We start from the raw sequence: 3,146 nt of genomic DNA on the forward strand, positions 1-3,146 counted from the left end.
AAGGACTCAGGATTGGATCTCTTCTGTGCAAGGAGAAATTTTGCAAGTGCTTTTGCATCCGGTTGTTTTGGAAGCTTCATATGGCGGGCTGCTGCTTCAGATACAATCCCTTCCCAATTCCGGGGTGTCCGGACGATCCGCTGAATCACCGATGATGACCTCTCTGCAAGGAAAGCAACAACCGTTCTGTTGGCTGCTATCATGAATTCCTCAATGAGTGAGTGGGCAGGGTTATCCTCTGAAACAAAGAGGCCGACGACCATTCCATCTTTCATCACCGGAGTGGCCTCAATCGTCTCAAGATCAAGAACACCCTGTTCTGCCCGATTCTCCTTCATTCGTTCAGCAGCATCATGCTGAAGAAGGAGCTGCTCCATAAGATCCGGATTACTTCGGACAGGTTCCGGTGGAGGAGCGATCCCAAGAAGCCAGTCCCCGATCTCTTCGTAGATTAATTTCGCTTTGTTCCGGACAACTGCCCGATACACACCACCTGATCTGGTGGTTCCATCCGGGAGAACAGTATATTCAATGACGACTGCCATTCTGTCTTTTTCGGGGAGGAGGGAAGAGATATCTGCCGATAATCGGTCCGGGAGCATCGGATACGTGACGATACCGGTATAGATTGACGTTCCGTGTTTTGCTGCGTGCCGATCAACAGGGGAGCCTTGTACGACATAGTGATCGACATCAGCAATTGCGACAAGGACATGAATTGTCCCATCAGGTCCCTTTTTACAGTACCCGATCTGGTCGAGATCCATTGAGTCGAAGTTGTCGATGGATGACCAGAGGAGATGCCTGAGATCGACTGCATCTTCAGGTGATATATCCTCCCTGATTGCATGTACGTGACGAATCACCGAATCGGGAAACCCGGGGATGAAACCATAGCGCTCCATCGCCCGGTCTGCGATGGCAAAGAGATCCGGCCTGACAATATCCTGCATAAGATGTGAGTGTGGCAGACAGACTGATGAATCTGTCTGTTGTCTGATTGTTTTTATCCGGTCACTTCCGGCATAGAATCATCGCACGTGACGTCCCTTTACTTATGAGAGCATAATTCTGCGGTGAGTGTTTTAGTACTGCAGACCAGTATGCAGAGGCCGCACCCGTCACAAGAACCGTTATCGATTTCGATCCCTTCTTTTTTCATCTGGATTGCTGAATAACCCCCATCCCGGCAGGCGATAGCACATCTCCCGCAACGGATACAAGCTCCGGGATTACGTACAACAGGGCGGATACAAACGAACCGGTCAAGTGCCTGATGGCTTGAGAGCCGTGATAGCGTTTTACCCCTGAGTTCTTCGGGGGAGGAGTACCCTCTTCTTGCCAGGTATTCGGTGAGCCCTTTCTTCATCTCTCTCACGATTCCATACCCGTTCCACATGACCGCAGTACAGACTTGGACCGCAGATGCACCAAGGAGGATATATTCAACGGCATCCTCCCACCGGCTGATCCCCCCAATCCCCATGATAGGGAGAGGGACCGTTCTGGCTATCTCTGACACCATCCGAAGACCAATCGGTTTAATTGCAGGCCCTGAGTAGCCACCATATGTCGATCTCCCATGTACATTCGGACGCGGCTCAAAGGTCTCGATATCAACACCAATCATACAACCGACAGTGTTTATAGCGGAGATGCCATCAGCTCGCCCAAGAGCTGCAGACCGGGCAATATGACCAATATCAGTGACGTTTGGGGTGAGTTTGACATAGACCGGAACATCTGATACAGCTACGACCATCTTTGTGAGTTCCTGAACCATCTGAGGATTCTGACCGATAGCAGCGCCTATTCCGGCTTCAGGCATACCATGGGGGCAGGATACGTTCATCTCGATCGCATCACACCCGGCATCCTGCACGACCTCTGCGAGATTCTGCCAGGAGATCGGATCAGTCGATCCCATGATACTGGCGATCAGTTGGTGTTCGGGATACTCCTTCTTTATCGCCTTAATCTCATCCATCCAGTAAGAGACGCTATGTTTGCTCAGCAGCTCAATGTTCTCAAATCCGAGGAGTTCATTACAATCACCTTTCCAGGCACTAAAACGAGGTGATACATCCCGAATTGGCATATCATCAGGGGTGATCGTTTTTATGACGGCACCACCCCACCCGGCTTTAAATGCCCGGCGGATCATCTCTCCGTTAGCTGTTGATGGGGCAGATGAGAGGAGGAAGGGATTCTTGAGAGTGAGAGAGCCGAGAGTTGTTGTCAGAAGGGAAGAGTCCTGCATGAGTGTATCACTAAATAGATGGATGTTGTTCATAAAGAAAGACTCTATGTACTATCCGTCAACTACCCCCACGAAAAGAAGGGGGCTTGCTACCGGAGTCTAAAGACCGCAAGGCTACAATTTAATAGTACTTTTACAGTACTTTGTATAGACTGAATTAGTTGGATCTCCGGATTGCAGAATCTGCCTGAGATTACAATCGTATTGCAAGGAGTACGGTTGTATGAGAAGCCGGATCAATTCCGATTCGAATGCTGACCATACAAAGTATTCAGAGAGTACGTGAGAAGAACGATTGGGTGTCCATATCAGAGACAACTGAGTGTATACTCAAAGGTAATGCATTATGAGTCCGGGATCATATATTAAAAAGCTCTATTCAACCAGAAACCCCATTTTCGACCTTTTCTGCATGATGATTCTCTTTTTCATGCTTTTTGACGGTATTATTACGTATTTAATCCCGCTTGTGGTGCTTGAACTGGGTTATTCTAAAACCCTTGTCGGAATAATCTTCTCTACAGCAGCAATATCCGGTGCTTTTTTTGACTTTGTCATCTATAAAATTTTCAAAAAGGCTTTTTATAGGAGACTCTTTATTGTTATGTTTCTCGTTAGCACCCTCTACATTTTTATCGTCTGGAGCGCACATTCGTTCTTCTTTTTTGTGGCAGCTATGATTTTGTGGGGTTTTTATTATGACCTGAAAAGCTTCGGAACACTTGATTTTTTCAGCAGATATATCCCAAAAGAAAACTTATCCTCCAAATTTGGTGTTTTGCAGATCTTCCAGGCAATAGGGTGTCTCCTCGCTCCTCTCATAGCGGGTTTTCTGATCATTGAGACGGTTGGATGGGAACCATTCGTGACAGCACTCGTTTTTCTC

3 protein-coding genes are annotated in these 3,146 nt (G+C 47.7%); 1 reads left to right on the top strand and 2 read right to left on the bottom strand.

The features are described from left to right. Positions 1-953: ribonuclease catalytic domain-containing protein (locus tag Q7V06_RS07150; RefSeq protein WP_304840043.1), on the bottom strand; the 953-nt coding region annotated here is incomplete at its 3' end. Positions 954-1,051: 98 nt separating this feature from the next. Continuing rightward, positions 1,052-2,260, bottom strand: coding sequence for an NAD-dependent dihydropyrimidine dehydrogenase subunit PreA (preA, locus tag Q7V06_RS07155; protein WP_304840045.1), 1,209 nt, complete (start codon positions 2,258-2,260; stop codon positions 1,052-1,054). 346 nt (positions 2,261-2,606) lie between these two features. Here preA and Q7V06_RS07160 point away from each other — a divergent pair. Next, on the top strand, positions 2,607-3,146 hold a 540-nt coding region (locus Q7V06_RS07160), incomplete at its 3' end, for an MFS transporter (protein ID WP_304840047.1).

Source organism: Methanocalculus sp., assembly GCF_030651615.1.
In the GTDB taxonomy this organism is placed as follows: Archaea; Halobacteriota; Methanomicrobia; order Methanomicrobiales; family Methanocorpusculaceae; genus Methanocalculus.